Origin of the sequence: Clostridium algidicarnis DSM 15099, assembly GCF_002934235.1 — a bacterium.
GTDB lineage: Bacteria > Bacillota > Clostridia > Clostridiales > Clostridiaceae > Clostridium_L > Clostridium_L algidicarnis.
This window is the reverse complement of the sequence record NZ_PTIS01000001.1, coordinates 83,502-99,639: the sequence shown is the minus strand read 5'-3', so window position 1 is coordinate 99,639 and position 16,138 is coordinate 83,502. Positions and strand designations below refer to the sequence as shown.

Sequence of the window (16,138 nt, the reverse complement as noted above, 5' to 3'; positions counted from 1 at the left end):
ATCAATAAAGATCTTTATTTCAAAGAAAGTTTTTGTCCCCGCCTATACTCTAAAATCATTATTTTTTCCTTATTGTTACTTTTAACATTAGAACTCTCTTTTGAAAATATAACTCACTATAACTTTTTTAAAATTCATGATATTATATACTTGAAGTTTAAGTTACTTTTTATTTTTAAGGAGGTAGGATATAATGTCAAAATTAACAAAGACGCTATCTTTAATAGTTGTAATTATAATATTATTATCTTTAATCTTTGTATGCACCTTGATGATAACAGACTACAAACCTGCTGCAGTAGTAGATTTGACCACTGAAAATAATCCTTCTGAGGCTATTAAAAAAAATGTTACTTTTTCAGTTTCAACTTTCAATATAGGTTACTGTGGTATGGATAAAGGTCAAGACTTTTTCATGGATGGAGGAAAAGGGTCTCGTTCAAGTTCGAAGGAACAAACGGTCAATAATTTGGAAGGTGTAACAAATTTTCTAAAAGATCAAAACTCTGACATATACTTTATTCAAGAAGTTGATGAAAAATCCACTAGAAGTTTTAATGTAAATCAACGTGAACATATATCCAATGAAATAGATACTTATGGTAATACATTTGCATATAATTACAAAGTCTTATGGGTCCCTATACCAGTTACTAAACCACATGGGAATGTCAACTGTGGACTACTTACCCTATCTAAATTTAATATTTCTGCAGCATCAAGATTTGACTATCCTGGAAAAGAAAATTGGCCAAGGCAACTTGGAGATCTTGATAGATGCTTTATTGAAACTCGTACTACCGTAGAAGACGGAAAGGACCTTGTCCTAATTAATTCTCATTTATCTGCTTACGATAAGGGCGGAAATATAAGACAACAACAACTTAGCTTCTTAAAAGAACATATAACTAATGAATATGAGAAGGGAAACTATATAATTGTAGGTGGAGATTGGAACCATCTTATGGAAGATACTGATCCAACCAAATTTGATTCTACAGAGAGCTTTCCAGATTGGCTCCAAAAGCTACCTGATAATTTTAAGCCTACCGATTTTGAGTGGGCTGTAGATGGAAATGTTCCCTCATCAAGAACAGTTGAGTTTCCATATGAAAAAGGGGAAAATTTTTTATCGGTAATTGATGGATTTTTAGTTTCAAAAAATGTAGGTATTGAAAAGGTAACAGGTCATAACTTAGAATTTGAACATACAGATCATAATCCTGTAACGGGTTATTTTATACTAAAATAGATTATACTAATAATACATCTAGAACCCCTAATTACTATGTAAAGGAGCGTAATTACAATGAATTTAATTAATAAACCTATATCTGTTGTATATGAATTTGATAATGCTGGAATAATTAATCCACATAAGTTTATTTTTACTAATGAAGCTGGAATGGAAAACGAATTTAATATAAAGAGAATAATAAGAAGAGATAAAGAAAAACTCGGACCTGATGTTTATGGGTATACCTTTACTTGTGAAATAATAGTGAATGAAAAAATAGCATTATGTGATTTAAAAGTCAATATGAAAACTTCTGAATGGATTCTTTTTAGGATGTAATTATAAAACAAAAAGTTAAATTTGAAATTAACTCATAGCAAATAGAAAAATAGCTATTATACCTTAGGTGTATAATAGCTATTTTTCTATCTTTTTACTATCTATATTTATCCTATCTGTTCAACATCATATTTAATATTGTTTTATCCGTGTTTTCCATTCCTTTTACACCCAGTGTTCCAAGGTTTTCTATGCTCTTTTCTACATCTATTCCTACTATACCTTCATTTCCCATGGGTTCTATATCGTTTAAGGCAAGAGTTGCACATTGTATTGCTGCATTAACTCCAGTAGCAATTTTCAGAGCACAAGTTGTTTTTGCGCCATCGCAAATCATCCCCGAAATATTTCCTATCATATTTTTTATAGCATAATTTATATTTTTTAGTTTACCATCTAGAAGATATGTAATAGCAGCTGAAGATCCTATTGAAGCTGCTATACCTGCTCCACATAAAGCTGATAATCTTCCTATATAAGACTTAACATGTATAGTTACAAGATTACTAATAGCTAGTGCCCTGGCTAACTCTTCATCACTTTTCCTAAGTTCAGCACTTAAAATAACCGATGGCATTGTAGATGTTATTCCTTGATTTCCACTACCAGATGTAGTCATTATAGGCATTGTGCATCCTGACATTCTAGCATCTGATGCAGCTGCCGTACTTGCAACCATTCTATTTTGAAGACTATCCCCTCCTAAGACTATGTTAGTAGAATTAAACATCTTTTTTCCTACATTAAGGCCATAATCACCCTGTAGTCCTTCATCAGAAACAAGCTTATTCATTTTAGCCCCTTCTAATAAAAATTCAATGTTCTTAAACTCTACAGTTGTTGCAAAGTCGTAGATATTTTCTATAGTAATTTTTCTTCCTATATTACATTCTTCATTTTTAAATTCATTATTAACATTGTCTAAAATTATATTTTCATCTAACTCTATCTTTACTATATTATTGTGATTTCCACTTATAATTACCTTTGCAATATGATCTTTAGTTTTACAATGGGTCTCTATATAAAGCTTATCACAATTTTCCTTTAATTCAATTTTTACCTTCCCCTGGCTTACCATTGATTTGGCTTTGTCTATATGCTCTTTTGTAACATTATTCAGTACTTGAAGTTCTAGTTTAGAATCTCCACCTATAAATCCTAGAGCTGCTGCAATATCTATACCTATCATGCCCGTTCCAGGTATTCCAACCCCTAAGGCATTTTTTATTATATTTGCACTTAAAAACAAATTAATACTTTCTACTTCATCTTTTAACAACTCTTTACACTTAGAAGTGGCATATGCTATAGCTATAGGTTCTGTGCAGCCTAGCGCTGGTACAACTTCTTTCTTTAAAAGTTCAATATACATATCCTTCTCCACCTTATGCCCCCCTTTAATTCTTTTGTTTATTTTACAGTATTACTTTGTTTATTGTTGTAACTTTTCATAATAAAGTATATTGGTACTCCAACTATAAGTCCGCCAAGTCCCCACAAAATCTTTTCTAAAGAAGATTGTGCAAGAAGCCATATGCTTACAGCTACTGCTATTATAGGTATTACAGGACCAAAAGGAACTCTAAATGAACTTTTAAGATCTGGTCTCTTTTTCCTTAATACTATTATAGATAAACATGTAGGTACATACTGTGCAAATCTTGATACAACACTTATAGCTGCAAGTTTTGTAAAGCTTCCTGATAAAGCTATTGGTATAGCTAAAGCTACAGTTATAATTATAGCTATATATGGTGTACCTCTAGTACCTTTTTTTGCTATAACCTTTGGTATTAATCCATCTTTTGCTAAAGCTACCCCACTTCTTGGTGTTATAAAAGATGCTGCTATATTTATTCCACCTATAGATATTAGAGTACCTGCACTTACTATCGCTCCTCCAAAAGATCCGAGAAATACAGTAGCCGCATCAGCTACTGGTGTTTTACTAGTTGCAAGTCCTTCACCCAATATTCCTATAGAAACTCCTTGTATTAATAAATAAAACATAGAAACTATTATCATAACTGTTATTATTGCCTTTGGTACATTTTTTTCTGGGTTATCCATATCCTCAGCTGCCACTGCTATGGATTCAAATCCTGTAAATGCATAAAATATTAAAAGTGCTGCTGCCCCAAAAGATCCTCCAACATAGGTTCCACTTGGAAACATAGGAGTAAAGTTACTTCCCTTTATATAAAATATTCCTATAGCAACGAACATTACAAGCGGAACCAATTTACCAATTGTAATTATATTATTTAATGCCTTAGATATATTAACTCCCAATATATTTACTAATCCAAGCCCCACCAATATACAGACAACTATTATATTGCTTACAGTTTTATCTGCTGCCGCTGGCCATACCTTTGCTAAAGCTGTTGAAAACGCTACAGCCATGGTAGCCCAAGCTATGATACTTATAGCCCATTTCATAAAACCTACTTCAAAACCTACAAAATCTCCAAAGGCCTCTCTTGCATAAACATAAGGTCCGCCATTTTCTTTGAACATACCACCTGCCTCGGCAAAGCACATAGCAATACTTATAACAAGTAGCATATCAAAAACTATTACCACCATACTAAAAGGGCCTATTAAAAGCATAGCCTGATTTGGCAGTAAAAATATACCTGAACCTATAATTGCATTTATACCTAAAAGCACAATGCTCCAAAACCCTAGTTTTTTATTATCAAACATAAAAATCTCCCCTATCTAATTAAATTTTATTTAAGCATGCTTCTACAAGTTTTATAAATATAGAAAGCATATTTTTATTTTCTGCAGACATCATTTCCGGATGCCACTGTACTCCCATCACAAATTCTTCACCTTCATGTTCTATAGCCTCTACAATTCCATCCTTTGATACAGCAGACGCAATAAATCCCTTGGCAACTTCTTTAATAGCTAAATGATGAAAGCTATTACACATTGTTTCTTCCCCTAAAATTTCTCTTAACTTTGTTCCTTCTTTTATTTTAATAGTGTGAGTTGGAATATTTGATAGAGATGCTTGATTATGTTTTATATAACACCCTTCTATAAATGATAAATCTTGATATAAACTTCCTCCATTAACCACATTCAGCAATTGATGACCTCTACAAATTCCAAGTATAGGCTTTTTTGCTTTCATTGCTAATCTTATTAAATTTATATCAAAGTCATCCCTCTTTGGTAATATTCCACCAAGCTTTTGTGAAGGCTCTTCGCCATATAATAAAGGATTTACATCATGACCTCCTGAAATTATAATTCCATCCACCATGTCCAACTGTTCTTTTATATCTTTTTCATCTTTTATAAGTGGAATAATCACTGGAATTCCACCTGCTTTTATAACAGATTTAATATAATCATCGTTTACATAAGCTCTTTCATATCCTGGAAACATCCCTCCTTCATCTACAATAATACTTCCTGATATTCCTATTCTCGCTTTTCTTTTCATATATACCTCCTATCATAATTACATGTATATTAATATTAATTAGCAATATCTATGCCAAGACTTAGAAATCTTTATATTATTTTAGTTGAATCTTCTAACACGCCCATTTGAAAACATTTTCAAACCTTATATATATCTTATTTATTTTTTATTATTAAATTTTTAACATTATTCACGATAAACAGGTCGATTAATAGGACTACATTCCTTTTAATCGACCTGTTTATTGTATATAACTTATATATTTACTTATTTTTAATTAAAAAGTTATAACCCTTTTTAGTTATTTTGCTTCCCTTCCTCCCTACATATGAGTTTATTAGCTCTAAGTCTTTTAATGTTTCTAAAATCTTCTTAGCCTCTCCCTCAGAAATTTCTAATCCTCTCTCCTTCAATATATTAATTATGGCTACTCTTCCAATATTCTTTTCTAATTTATTAAAACTATTTATTAAATTAAGAAACTCTATAGATTTTTCAAAATCACAGCTGCTTTTCAAAATTTCTTTTTCATAATTACAATTCTTCTCTTTATAATCTAGTGTTGATGGTAAATTCTTTACTTCTACCTTATCATCACACATGAGTGAAATATAAGAGGCAACATTTTGAAGTTCTCTTATATTTCCAGGCCATCCGTAACCAATTAAAATATCTTTTACCTCATCTTCTATGTATATTTTTCTTCCAATAAAATAATTTAAAAGATCAATTATATCTCCCGTCCTCTCTCTAAGTGGTGGTACCATTATCGGAAGAACATTAAGTCTATAATAAAGATCTTTCCTGAATTTATCTTCTTTAATCATTTTAAGAATATCTTTATTTGTAGCTGCAATAATCCTTACATTTATATTTATAATATTTTCTGATCCTATTGGCATTATCTGTCTTTCCTGAAGAACTCGTAATAGCTTTGTTTGAAGTAAAACTGGCATATCCCCTATTTCATCTAAAAATATTGTTCCATTATTAGCTGCTTCAAACAGCCCCTTTTTCCCTTCTTTTAAAGCTCCTGTAAATGCGCCCTTTTCGTAACCAAAAAGTTCGCTTTCAAGCAAATTTTCTGGCATAGCTGCACAATTTACAGCTACAAAGGCCTGCTTTTTTCTTTCAGATTCATTATGTATTGACTGAGCTAAAAGTTCTTTACCTGTTCCACTTTCACCTCTAATAAATACTGTAAGATCTGATTTTGATATCTTTTTAGCAAGATTAATACATTGAATCATAGACGGTGAATTTGTTTTTATATTATTAAAATAATATCTTGCAATTTGCCCCCTAGCCTTTATTTGTTTTGTAAGGTTTTGTTCTAATTGCTTTATGTAAGTTATTTCTTGAATATTATAGTAACTACCTGCTTTAACTCCTAAATTATATATACTTGTCTTTTTAACATTTATATATTTATCTTTAAACTGAAAAACTTCGTCTAAGATTTCTTCTTTTTTTAAAATTCTTTCAAGTCCTTTTTTAAAGATTTCTTCTACCGACACTCCTTGTATATTGCCTTCTAAATCTAAAATGTTTCTAAAGCTTTCATTAAATACTTTTATTATTCCCTTATCATTAGTAAATATTACACCATCCCTAGATATATTTACTATGGTATCAAGCTCATCCATTTTTAAAAATAATTCCTTATATTTGTCTCTAATACCACCATCAAGACTTACAATTTTCTCAGAATATTTAATAAGCTTCTTGCCTATATCTATTGTATCTATTTCAAGAGCACTTATTACTTGCATAAATGTAGATATATCTATGTATCTATTTCCAAGGTCTATAATTTTTTTTATATGACTTGGTATCCTTTCTGATACCCCAGGGGTAAGAGCTATATTCACATTAGAGTAGTCTACATTTTCTTTGTAAGCTATTAGGTTTAAATGAGTTACACCTACTTCATAAAATAAAGATACAGTTTCGTAGGTAGTTTGATCATTATCATTAACCACTAAAACCTCTGTCCCTTCTGGGATGGAAAATACCTTGTATATTTCATCTTCTCTAAATGTCCTGTTTACTACTATTATTTTGCTCTTTGCACTAACATATTTTTTTATTTCATAAGCTCTTTCTCTTATCATTACGAGAACAACCTTATCCTCTATAATATCCTTCTCTTCTAGATGATCTAGAAAGTAACTATTAATCACAATCTTATCCCCTAGCACTTGTCTTAGATTGTCTTCTAAGAACTTAGTAAGGTAACTATCCCTATCAGTTATTATACCTATAGACTTCATATTTTTTCCTCCAAAATTATATCAATTTTTCATGTGTGCTAATTATTGTTTTATAATAATACAAAACTAAAAGTAATCATTCAAAATACTGTTATAATGAAATTATAGGATACTCACATTAAAAATAATAGATAAATATTAATTACGTTAACTTATTTAATATATTACCAACTCAATCTTATCATTAATTTCTTATATAATTATAATTTCAAAAGGAGTGTTTTTATGAAATATGATATAAATGTTATCACTAAAGAAAACCAAATTACTAAAAGGTGGTCTGGTGGAACTACAACTGAAATTTGTATTTTCCCGAAAGACTCTAATTATGAGGATAGAAATTTTATTTGGAGGATAAGCTCTGCAAACGTTGAAAATGAAGAGTCTAATTTCACATATTTAAAAAATATATGGAGAGAAATAATGATTTTAGATGGAAATATAAAATTAATTCATAATGATGAAACCTCGATAAATTTAGGTAAATTTGAAAAGCATAGTTTTAGTGGTCAGTGGGAAACTAGAAGCTATGGTAAAGTAACAGATTTCAACTTAATGGTATCAGAAAAAGCAAACGGAAATATTTCTTATATAAGATTAAATGAACATACTATGAGCGAGTTCTCACTAAACATTAAAAATAAAAGGAATCATAAAAACTTATCCTATGGATTCTATTGTTATGAAGGTAATATAAAAGTGTGCTTAGACAATAAATCCTTTACACTAAATAAAAATGACTTTTTCCTTATTAACTTAAAAAAGGGCTTTGGTTCTATGTCTTTAATTAATGAAAGCGATAATACAGCTCATATAGTTAAGGTTAAAATAGTATATAATTAAGTAGCAAATTATATACTTGATTAAATAATTATAGTAGACTCTTTATTAAAGACTCTACTATAATTGTCTTTTTCCAAAAGTACGTTATAACTTTATAATATTTCTCTTGTTTTTTCAATGTCACTCTTGCATATATATTTTACAGTATTATATTGACGCTTACACGTTACTAGTGTACTATGTACTTAGTACACTAATTCATTAATATTGAATCTGAATTATAAATATAATCTATTAAACAGCAAAGAAAGAAGGTGATATTTTGGATTTTGTATTTAATGATAAACTACCTATATATATTCAAATTATGAATTATATCAAAAGGAAAATAGTTTTATTGCAAATTTGTGGAGGTGATAAATTGCCATCAATAAGAGACCTATCCTCAGAATTAAAAATCAATCCAAATACTGTTCAAAGGGCTTACCAAGAGCTTGAAAGAGAAGGCTTAACCTATACTAAACGAGGTATGGGTAGCTTTGTTACTGAAGATAAAAATATAATATTTAAGCTTAAAAAGGATATGGCAAAAGAAGTTATAGATAAATTTGTACAAGAAATTAAAGATCTTGGTTTTGAAAATGAAGACATTATACGAGTTGTTTCAGAAGAAGTTAATAAGGGGGACAAATAACATGAAAAATATAGTTGAAGCCAAAAATTTAAGCAAATCATATTTCAAGAAAAAAGCATTGGATAATCTTAATCTAACTATACCCGAAGGTCAAGTTTTAGGACTTCTTGGTCCAAATGGTAGTGGTAAAACAACTTTTATTAAGATCTTATCAGGAATCTTATCACAATCTAGTGGAGACATCATAATAGATGGTAATATTCCTGGGGCCTATACAAAATCCGTAGTTTCCTATCTTCCCGATAAAAATTATTTATATAAATGGATGACTGTAAATGATGCAATTCTTTTTTTCAAAGATTTTTACAGTGATTTTGATGAAGTTAAATCCTATGAGTTATTAAGTTTTATGAAACTTGATAAAAATTCTAAGGTAACTTCACTATCAAAGGGTATGAGCGAAAAACTTAATCTTACCCTTGTATTATCAAGAAAAGCAAAGCTTTATGTGCTAGATGAACCTATAGCAGGTGTTGATCCTGTTGCAAGGGAAAAGATTTTGGATGCTATAATTAATAATTATAATAAAGATAGCTCTATGATTATAACCACACATCTAGTACGTGATATAGAAAGAATATTTGACCATGTATCTTTCATATCCGAAGGCAAGATAATCCTTTCGGGAAATGCAGAAGAGCTAAGAGAAGAAAAAGGAAGGTCTATTGACGAACTTTATCGTGATGTTTTTGGTGAACAATAAAAATGTATATTATAAAATTTGATTGGAGTGTTTTAATATGTTTAAATATTTGAAATATGAATTAAAAGGAAGCTATAAACTTCCTATAGGTTTACTTGTGATTATGGCTTTATGGTGTCCTATCTTATATAGTAGGATAGGAAAGTGGGATATTCAAATTATCTCAACATTAACTTTCTTAACTTGCTTTGCAGCTCTTTTAGTAGCTTTTATATATATAATCCACTTATATAAACAGGACTTTTCAGATGAGAGAGGATATTTAACATTTACATTGCCATTAAACGGAAAATCCATACTATGTGGCAAACTTTTATTAAGCTTTATATGGTTAATAGTAGCAAGTATAGCTTCTATAGCCTTTATAAGTATTATATATATCAAAGGTCTTAATACCACATTGGGGCAAATATCTATAACCTTACCACTACTTATTCCATTTCTTTATATGGTTGTAGGTCTTTTAACTACTATCCTCACTATATTTATTTCTATAACTTTAAGCAAGGTAGCTTTTAGAAATAAAAGGATTGGCGGTATAAGCTTTGTAATATTCATATTGCTCAATACAGCCATAGGATTTTTAAATTTACAATTGGTTAAATTATTTCCACAGTCAATAGAGCTTCCTGGTGGAAGAATTGTTAGTATTGTGTCATCTTCTATGAATGGTTCAACTAACCTTGGCGGTTTTTATTCATATATAAATATAGTTACTGCAATCTTTTATCTTGTGGTAATTGTGGGGTTATTTACTTTTAATTCTTATCTTATAGATAAAAAGCTAGACTTATAATTTAAAGATTAGTATTTTAACATTTATACTGTAATTATTAATCTTCATATAACAAAAAAGATTTTCTGTACTCTTAATTGCAGAAAATCTTTTTTGCTTGTATATTGTTATATTAGATGTCTTTTAAAAATGATACTTCAATATATTTTTTGTTAATACATACTACCTTTTTCAAATATCTTTAATAAACGTAAATAGTGATTGGCTTCTCTTAAAGTGTGATCACCAAGCAGGGGCATTATAATAGATTTAATTTTACACTCTATTAATCCTTTTGTAGCCTCATCCTTAAATTTGCTTATTTCTATAGTTGCTTTAAGGCTATCATTTGTCACTTTTGAGATTGGAATTGTTTTATCCATGGCTTCTTTTGACTGTGCTTCTAGTTCAGTAAACTCGTTTCCAAAATCATTTGCTATATTTATAAGATCATTTTCCGTAGGATCAAGAAGTCCACGAATAAACTTTGAGTGTTCTGCCATAATTTCATTCCAAAAAACTTCCTCCACATAAGCTTCTCTTTCTAGTATAACCTCTTCCCGATTTTGAAGTTTTTGAATAAGATTATAATAAAACTTTGCTTCTTCTAAAATATGCTCTATAAGTAAAGGATAATTATTTGTAAATAACCTACAAGTTAAGATATTTGATAGTAACATAGTCTTAAATTCTGCTAAAGCTTTAACTAAATACATAGCTCTGTTATTAATCATGCATACTCTTTCTTCAAGCATAGGATTCTCTATAACTTTACTTAAATCCCAAGGCCTTAATTCTTGCTCCGCCCTTGTTAAACTAGTTGGGATATTTACCCCTGTAAGATAAGCTGAAGCCATTTCTGCTTTTAATGTAAAAGGTGTCACCACTTCCCCTGACTCTAATACGCTAGCACTAACAACACCATTAGAAAGTGATATTACATCCGCCAAAAGCCTATCAAATTCTGCTCTAAACATGTCTGCTTTAACCATAAGACTTGAATCTCTTTGCACAAAACCTATTTGTAAAAAAAATGAATGCTCCTTCATTATCCGCGCAAAGAAAAGATGCAACTCTAATGATTGTCTTATAAAATTACTATTTGATAACATAATCAACCTCTTTAATATAATTATTCACTGTTATTATATTAATGAAATAAACATTTTATCACATAAAAAGGAAGCACCTCTGAGGTGCTCCCTTTTTATGGGTGCACCTCAGAGGTGCTTACATAATTTTCTAGTTCTGTTATGAACCTTTCCATATCTTTATAATCTATTTCACCGATATTTGCTACCCTAAAGGTATTTGTATCGGATACCTTTCCTGGATATATAGTAAATCCTCTTTCATATAAGAAATCATGCATATCATCAAATTTATATTTAGGATTTGTTGGTTCTAGTATTGTGGTTATAAGTTTTGAATGATCCTGTGGCTTTACCAAATGGGTAAGATTTAACCTATCTAATCCTTCTAATAAAACATCGCAACTCTTTACATATCTTTTATTTCTTACTTCGATGGTTTCTTCTTTTGCCTCTATTATAGCTTGTTTTAAGGCATAAAGAACTTGTACTGGTGGAGTAAATCTCATTTGATAATTTTTTATAAAATATTCATATTGCTTATATAAATTTAGGTATACATTTCTTGGCTTATTATTTTTTGTGAGTACGAGGCTATTTATATTTGCAATTACGAAGCTTATTCCAGCCATGCCTTGAATACACTTATTTGAACTAGATGCCATATAGCTTATATTCATATCTTTCATATCTATAGGAATGCCTGCGTAGGAGCTCATTGCATCTACTAACATATCTACATTATACTTTTTACAAAGTTCTCCTAGGATTTTAACATCATTTAATAGTCCTGTGGTAGTTTCATGATGAACTACAGCTAAGTGACTCACTTCACCTTTTTTTTCTTTAATAACCTTTTCAAGCATTAATATGTCAATAGCCTCTACATTGGAACTTTTAAATTCTATAAAACTTATATCATAGGCTTCTGCTATTTCACACATACGCTTTCCATAAGCACCATTATTTATAATAATTAAAGTCCCATCTCCTACTACAGAACTTATCATAGCTTCTACAGAGGCTGTACCTGAGCCCCCAAATAAAATCGTAGTATATTCTTCAAGGCTACCTACAAATTTAGTTAACTCCTTTGAAACAAACTCCATAACCTCTCCAAATTCTTCTTCTCTTGGGCATATATCAGGAACTACTTGGGCAAGCTTTACAGTATCAGTGGTAGTTGCTGGACCTGGGTTTAACAATACATTTCTCTTTATTTCCATAACATATTAGCCTCCTGTTAATTATTTCGCTAAAAATTTCATAAACATATCTTTGTTTTCTATAGGAGACGTAGTTGGTCTTCCTAAATCTTTTCTAGCTCCTTTTCTTACCTTAACTTCTAATAATACTGGGCCTTTAGCCTCAACTAGGATTTTAAGATAAGCTTTTAAATCTTCAAATGTTGAAACAGTAAAGGTCTTTTTATATCCGCAGGATTTAGCAATAGAGGGTATGTCTATATCAAGGCCTACTGTTGATTGCCCTCCAACCGAATCATGAGCTCCATTATTAATAACAATATGTTTAAAATTTTCTACCTTTTGTGTTCCTGTAATAGCAAGTCCACCTAAATGCATTAAAAGCGCTCCATCTCCATCTAAACAATATACATTTTTCTTAGGCTTTGATAGTGCAATTCCTAATGCTATTTGAGACGCATGTCCCATAGACCCTACTGTTAGAAAATCTTTTTCGTGCCCCATATTTCTAGCTTCTCTCTCTTCAAATAACTCTCTAGATGCCATGCCGGTTGTGGATACTATTGTATCTTCATCACCTAAAGCATTAACTATTTCCTTAATTGCATCTTCCCTGCTCATTTCAAAGTTAACCTTTGATTGTTCTTTTAACTTGTAAGTAGAAAATGTACCTTTAGTAACCACTAGTGCATAGGGTCTCTTTTCCTTTTTCATATATTCTACAGCTTCGGATATCTTCTTTTTCCATATGCCCACATCGTCTTTTTCTGTTAATATACTGTACTCAATGTCTAGCGCCTCTAAAAGCTTTAAAGTTACAAGACCTTGCTTTTTATGTTGAGGCTCATCCTTTTTGTTAGGCTCGCCTCTCCAACCTATTACAAGTAAAGCAGGTATACTATATACTAAAGGATCATTTAAAGATGCTAAAGGATTTATTATATTTCCCTGTCCTGAATTTTGCATATAAACTAATGCAGGATTCCCTGTAGCTAAGTAGTATCCTGAGGCTATAGCTAATGCATTACCTTCATTTGCTGCAACTATGTTATTCTTACTATCCACATTTTCTTTAATATATGCACAGAAATCTTTTAATAAAGAATCTGGAACTCCTACAAAAAAATCTATTTTATTACTTTTTAAATTCTTGTAAAATTCTTCAGTATTTATCATTTTATTTTCCTCCAGGAATTAAAGTTAAAATTTCTTTTATTGGCATACAATATTCATCAGCTTCTAGCGCTCTTTCATTTTCTAATATAGTTTTAGCAGTTTTCATCATAGCTGGATATGCACTTCTTATAAGGTGATTTGCATATATTATAATATTAGCCCCAGCATCCTCTAGTTCTCTTTCAGTTATATGAGCATATGATGTTGGTACAACCACTAATGGTACTCTTTTATCAAACTCTTTATATTTTGCACAAAACTCTAATATTTCACTACCATCTTTATGCTTACTATGAATCATTATTCCATTTGCACCTGCTTCTATATAAGCTTTAGCTCTGTTAAGTGCATCGTCCATTCCAGCATTTAATATTAAGCTTTCTATTCTAGCTATTATCATAAAGTCATTAGTAACTCTTGCTTCTTTCCCCGCTGTTATCTTCTTTGAGAAATTTTCAATTGTATCTTGATTTTGCTCAGCATCAGTTCCAAAAAGAGAATTTTTCTTAAGTCCTACCTTATCCTCAATTATAATAGCAGATACACCTAGCCTCTCTAGAGTCTTTACTGTATATATAAAATGCTCGATCTTTCCACCAGTATCACCATCTAATATTATAGGTTTTGTAGTTACTTCTAATATATCATTTATAGTGTTAAGTCTTGATGTAAGATCTACAAGCTCAATATCTGGCTTTCCTTTTGCCGTAGAATCACAAAGTGAGCTTATCCACATTCCATCGAATTCTTTTATTTTATTGTTTTGCTCTATCTTTGCCTTCTCTGCTATAAGACCTGTTAGTCCATTATGAGCCTCTAAAATTCTAACGTGACCTTTGAAGGATAGGAGATTTCTAAGCTTTTTCATTCTTACCTGTGGAGTTGTACCAAGCTGAGTTATAGTTTCATCTAATTTAGTTATAGAAACTCCCTCAGTATATTTAACCTCTACAAGCTCTCCTCCCCATTCTTCTAAGGTTTTTATTACTCTTTCTCTTAAGTTTTTTTGTATTCCCTCTTTCCAGTCATCACCGTGAACCACATAGTCAGGCTTTTCCCTTAATAAGTTTGGAACTTGATCTAAAGTATCTTGAGGAATAACCTTACATACACCTTTAATGTTTTCTACTACTTTCTTTCTTTCCTCATACTTTAAAAATGGATTTCTAAAGTACTCACATATAACTTCATCTGTATGTAATCCAACTACAACCTCACCTAATTTTCTAGCCTCTTCTATTACATTTAAATGTCCATGATGAATTATATCAGCACTCATTGCTACATATACCTTTTTCATAATACCCATCCTTTACTTTAAATATTTATTTTTATATTTCATCCCTACTTTTTAAAATAGGAAGAACTTTTTCCTTTACTCTTTTTATATCCTCTGCATTATCAATATCAGCCCAAACAAAATCTTCTAATTTTATAATACCTACGTTATGTTCCTTAGCTAAATCCTCCAATGCATATTCATAATGATAAAATGGATTTGTACTCTTCTCATACTCTCTTAACATTTTTTTATATAAACTATTAGATATTTTTGTTATCCCAACCATTTCTCCAGAAATAGAACTTAATGAATGCCTACTCTTTGAGATCTTACAAAGATTATTATTTTTAGCCTCTACAAAAACCACATCATCATGTTCTGTTATATCACTTAATAGTGTACAATCCTTCAATTGTGTATACTGTATTTCTTTAATTGCTATTTCCTCATATATGAGATCGCTTTCAATCAATATAAAATCTTCATTTATATATCTGTCAGCCAAAGCTAAAGACAACATGCTGCCATTACTTTCAAACTTTTCATTTTTGATAGTTGTTACCTCTTTATACTTTTCCTTTAAATCTTCATAATACTTATTAAGATGCCCAGTTACTATTATTATTTCTTCTATACCATTATTAATAAGTTTTTCCATGCTTATTTCTATGAGACTTTTACCATTTATCTTTACAAACCCTGCTGGTATAACTTTATTATCACCAGATTCTAATCTCATGCCCATACCTGCTGCAAGAATTACAGCTTTTGTAACAAATTGATTATCTAAAAATTCTAATGCCTTTTTTGTAATCTCATATTCTATATTTCTATAACTTAGCTTATTTCTTAAAACATAGCCTTCATCAATTAACATATTGATTATGGTATTTACACTTCCTAAAGAGAGAAATGAAATTTCTGATATTCTCCTTTGGCTTATTAATTTCTCTTTATATAGTATTTTTAGCACCTTTAGTTCTTTATCTTTCACACCTTATCACCTTCGTTCAAATTATGAACTACAAACTATGAACTAAGTCTACTTTATTGAACGATTTATATCAACTACTTTAAGTAATATTTAAAAAATCTTTTTAATAAATATATTTTACACCATAATATGGAAGCA

General features: G+C 30.3%; 15 protein-coding genes. 6 read left to right on the top strand and 9 right to left on the bottom strand.

Features of this window, described 5'->3' with window-relative positions:
• The first annotated feature begins 193 nt into the window (after positions 1-193).
• Both BD821_RS00475 and BD821_RS00470 read left to right on the top strand, forming a co-directional pair.
• Positions 194-1,252 (top strand): endonuclease/exonuclease/phosphatase family protein, encoded by a 1,059-nt coding sequence (locus BD821_RS00475; RefSeq protein ID WP_104408840.1) that lies wholly within the window; start codon positions 194-196, stop codon positions 1,250-1,252.
• 57 nt (positions 1,253-1,309) lie between these two features.
• On the top strand, positions 1,310-1,576 hold the full coding sequence (locus tag BD821_RS00470) for a hypothetical protein (RefSeq protein WP_104408839.1): 267 nt from the start codon (positions 1,310-1,312) through the stop codon (positions 1,574-1,576).
• Between the two features lie 112 nt (positions 1,577-1,688).
• Here BD821_RS00470 and BD821_RS00465 read toward each other — a convergent pair whose 3' ends face one another.
• From BD821_RS00465 to BD821_RS00450, 4 genes are all read right to left on the bottom strand, one after another.
• Positions 1,689-2,963 (bottom strand): L-cysteine desulfidase family protein, encoded by a 1,275-nt coding sequence (locus BD821_RS00465; protein WP_242971440.1) that lies wholly within the window; start codon positions 2,961-2,963, stop codon positions 1,689-1,691.
• Positions 2,964-2,989: 26 nt separating this feature from the next.
• Complete coding sequence (locus BD821_RS00460) at positions 2,990-4,288, bottom strand: APC family permease (RefSeq protein WP_104408838.1); 1,299 nt, start codon at positions 4,286-4,288, stop codon at positions 2,990-2,992.
• A gap of 19 nt (positions 4,289-4,307) precedes the next feature.
• On the bottom strand, positions 4,308-5,042 hold the full coding sequence (locus BD821_RS00455; protein WP_104408837.1) for a gamma-glutamyl-gamma-aminobutyrate hydrolase family protein: 735 nt from the start codon (positions 5,040-5,042) through the stop codon (positions 4,308-4,310).
• Between the two features lie 245 nt (positions 5,043-5,287).
• Entirely contained in the window at positions 5,288-7,297 is a 2,010-nt protein-coding gene (locus BD821_RS00450; protein WP_104408836.1) for a sigma-54 interaction domain-containing protein, read from the bottom strand.
• A 225-nt stretch (positions 7,298-7,522) separates the two neighbouring features.
• Between BD821_RS00450 and BD821_RS00445 the strand changes: the two genes are divergently transcribed.
• From BD821_RS00445 to BD821_RS00430, 4 genes are all read left to right on the top strand, one after another.
• Complete coding sequence (locus BD821_RS00445; RefSeq protein WP_104408835.1) at positions 7,523-8,140, top strand: HutD family protein; 618 nt, start codon at positions 7,523-7,525, stop codon at positions 8,138-8,140.
• A gap of 262 nt (positions 8,141-8,402) precedes the next feature.
• Entirely contained in the window at positions 8,403-8,774 is a 372-nt protein-coding gene (locus BD821_RS00440; RefSeq protein ID WP_104408834.1) for a GntR family transcriptional regulator, read from the top strand.
• 1 nt (position 8,775) lies between these two features.
• On the top strand, positions 8,776-9,477 hold the full coding sequence (locus BD821_RS00435; RefSeq protein ID WP_104408833.1) for an ABC transporter ATP-binding protein: 702 nt from the start codon (positions 8,776-8,778) through the stop codon (positions 9,475-9,477).
• 37 nt (positions 9,478-9,514) lie between these two features.
• Positions 9,515-10,273 carry a hypothetical protein gene (locus BD821_RS00430; RefSeq protein WP_104408832.1) on the top strand — a complete coding sequence of 253 codons (759 nt, stop codon included), beginning with the start codon at positions 9,515-9,517 and terminating at the stop codon, positions 10,271-10,273.
• Between the two features lie 152 nt (positions 10,274-10,425).
• Here the strand turns inward: BD821_RS00430 and BD821_RS00425 are convergent, their stop codons facing one another.
• The 5 genes from BD821_RS00425 to BD821_RS00405 form a co-directional block, all read right to left on the bottom strand.
• Positions 10,426-11,364, bottom strand: coding sequence for a DUF2935 domain-containing protein (locus tag BD821_RS00425; RefSeq protein WP_104408831.1), 939 nt, complete (start codon positions 11,362-11,364; stop codon positions 10,426-10,428).
• A 95-nt stretch (positions 11,365-11,459) separates the two neighbouring features.
• Positions 11,460-12,569: a 2-aminoethylphosphonate aminotransferase gene (locus tag BD821_RS00420; protein WP_104408830.1), complete on the bottom strand. Its 1,110-nt coding sequence runs from the start codon at positions 12,567-12,569 to the stop codon at positions 11,460-11,462.
• Between the two features lie 21 nt (positions 12,570-12,590).
• Entirely contained in the window at positions 12,591-13,724 is a 1,134-nt protein-coding gene (gene aepY, locus BD821_RS00415; protein WP_104408829.1) for a phosphonopyruvate decarboxylase, read from the bottom strand.
• 1 nt (position 13,725) lies between these two features.
• Positions 13,726-15,024 (bottom strand): phosphoenolpyruvate mutase, encoded by a 1,299-nt coding sequence (gene aepX / locus BD821_RS00410; RefSeq protein ID WP_104408828.1) that lies wholly within the window; start codon positions 15,022-15,024, stop codon positions 13,726-13,728.
• A gap of 31 nt (positions 15,025-15,055) precedes the next feature.
• Positions 15,056-16,000, bottom strand: a complete 945-nt coding sequence (locus tag BD821_RS00405) for a winged helix-turn-helix transcriptional regulator (protein ID WP_104408827.1) — start codon at positions 15,998-16,000, stop codon at positions 15,056-15,058.
• Between the last annotated feature and the right edge of the window lie 138 nt (positions 16,001-16,138).

What these genes read in the sequence shown, in the direction of transcription:
- BD821_RS00470 (WP_104408839.1), top strand. Translation starts at nt 1,310, where the DNA reads ATGAATTTAATTAATAAACCTATATCTGTTGTATATGAATTTGATAAT.
- aepY (WP_104408829.1), bottom strand. Translation starts at nt 13,724, where the DNA reads ATGATAAATACTGAAGAATTTTACAAGAATTTAAAAAGTAATAAAATA.
- aepX (WP_104408828.1), bottom strand. Translation starts at nt 15,024, where the DNA reads ATGAAAAAGGTATATGTAGCAATGAGTGCTGATATAATTCATCATGGA.
- BD821_RS00420 (WP_104408830.1), bottom strand. Translation starts at nt 12,569, where the DNA reads ATGGAAATAAAGAGAAATGTATTGTTAAACCCAGGTCCAGCAACTACC.
- BD821_RS00475 (WP_104408840.1), top strand. Translation starts at nt 194, where the DNA reads ATGTCAAAATTAACAAAGACGCTATCTTTAATAGTTGTAATTATAATA.
- BD821_RS00425 (WP_104408831.1), bottom strand. Translation starts at nt 11,364, where the DNA reads ATGTTATCAAATAGTAATTTTATAAGACAATCATTAGAGTTGCATCTT.
- BD821_RS00455 (WP_104408837.1), bottom strand. Translation starts at nt 5,042, where the DNA reads ATGAAAAGAAAAGCGAGAATAGGAATATCAGGAAGTATTATTGTAGAT.
- BD821_RS00430 (WP_104408832.1), top strand. Translation starts at nt 9,515, where the DNA reads ATGTTTAAATATTTGAAATATGAATTAAAAGGAAGCTATAAACTTCCT.
- BD821_RS00460 (WP_104408838.1), bottom strand. Translation starts at nt 4,288, where the DNA reads ATGTTTGATAATAAAAAACTAGGGTTTTGGAGCATTGTGCTTTTAGGT.
- BD821_RS00435 (WP_104408833.1), top strand. Translation starts at nt 8,776, where the DNA reads ATGAAAAATATAGTTGAAGCCAAAAATTTAAGCAAATCATATTTCAAG.
- BD821_RS00445 (WP_104408835.1), top strand. Translation starts at nt 7,523, where the DNA reads ATGAAATATGATATAAATGTTATCACTAAAGAAAACCAAATTACTAAA.
- BD821_RS00450 (WP_104408836.1), bottom strand. Translation starts at nt 7,297, where the DNA reads ATGAAGTCTATAGGTATAATAACTGATAGGGATAGTTACCTTACTAAG.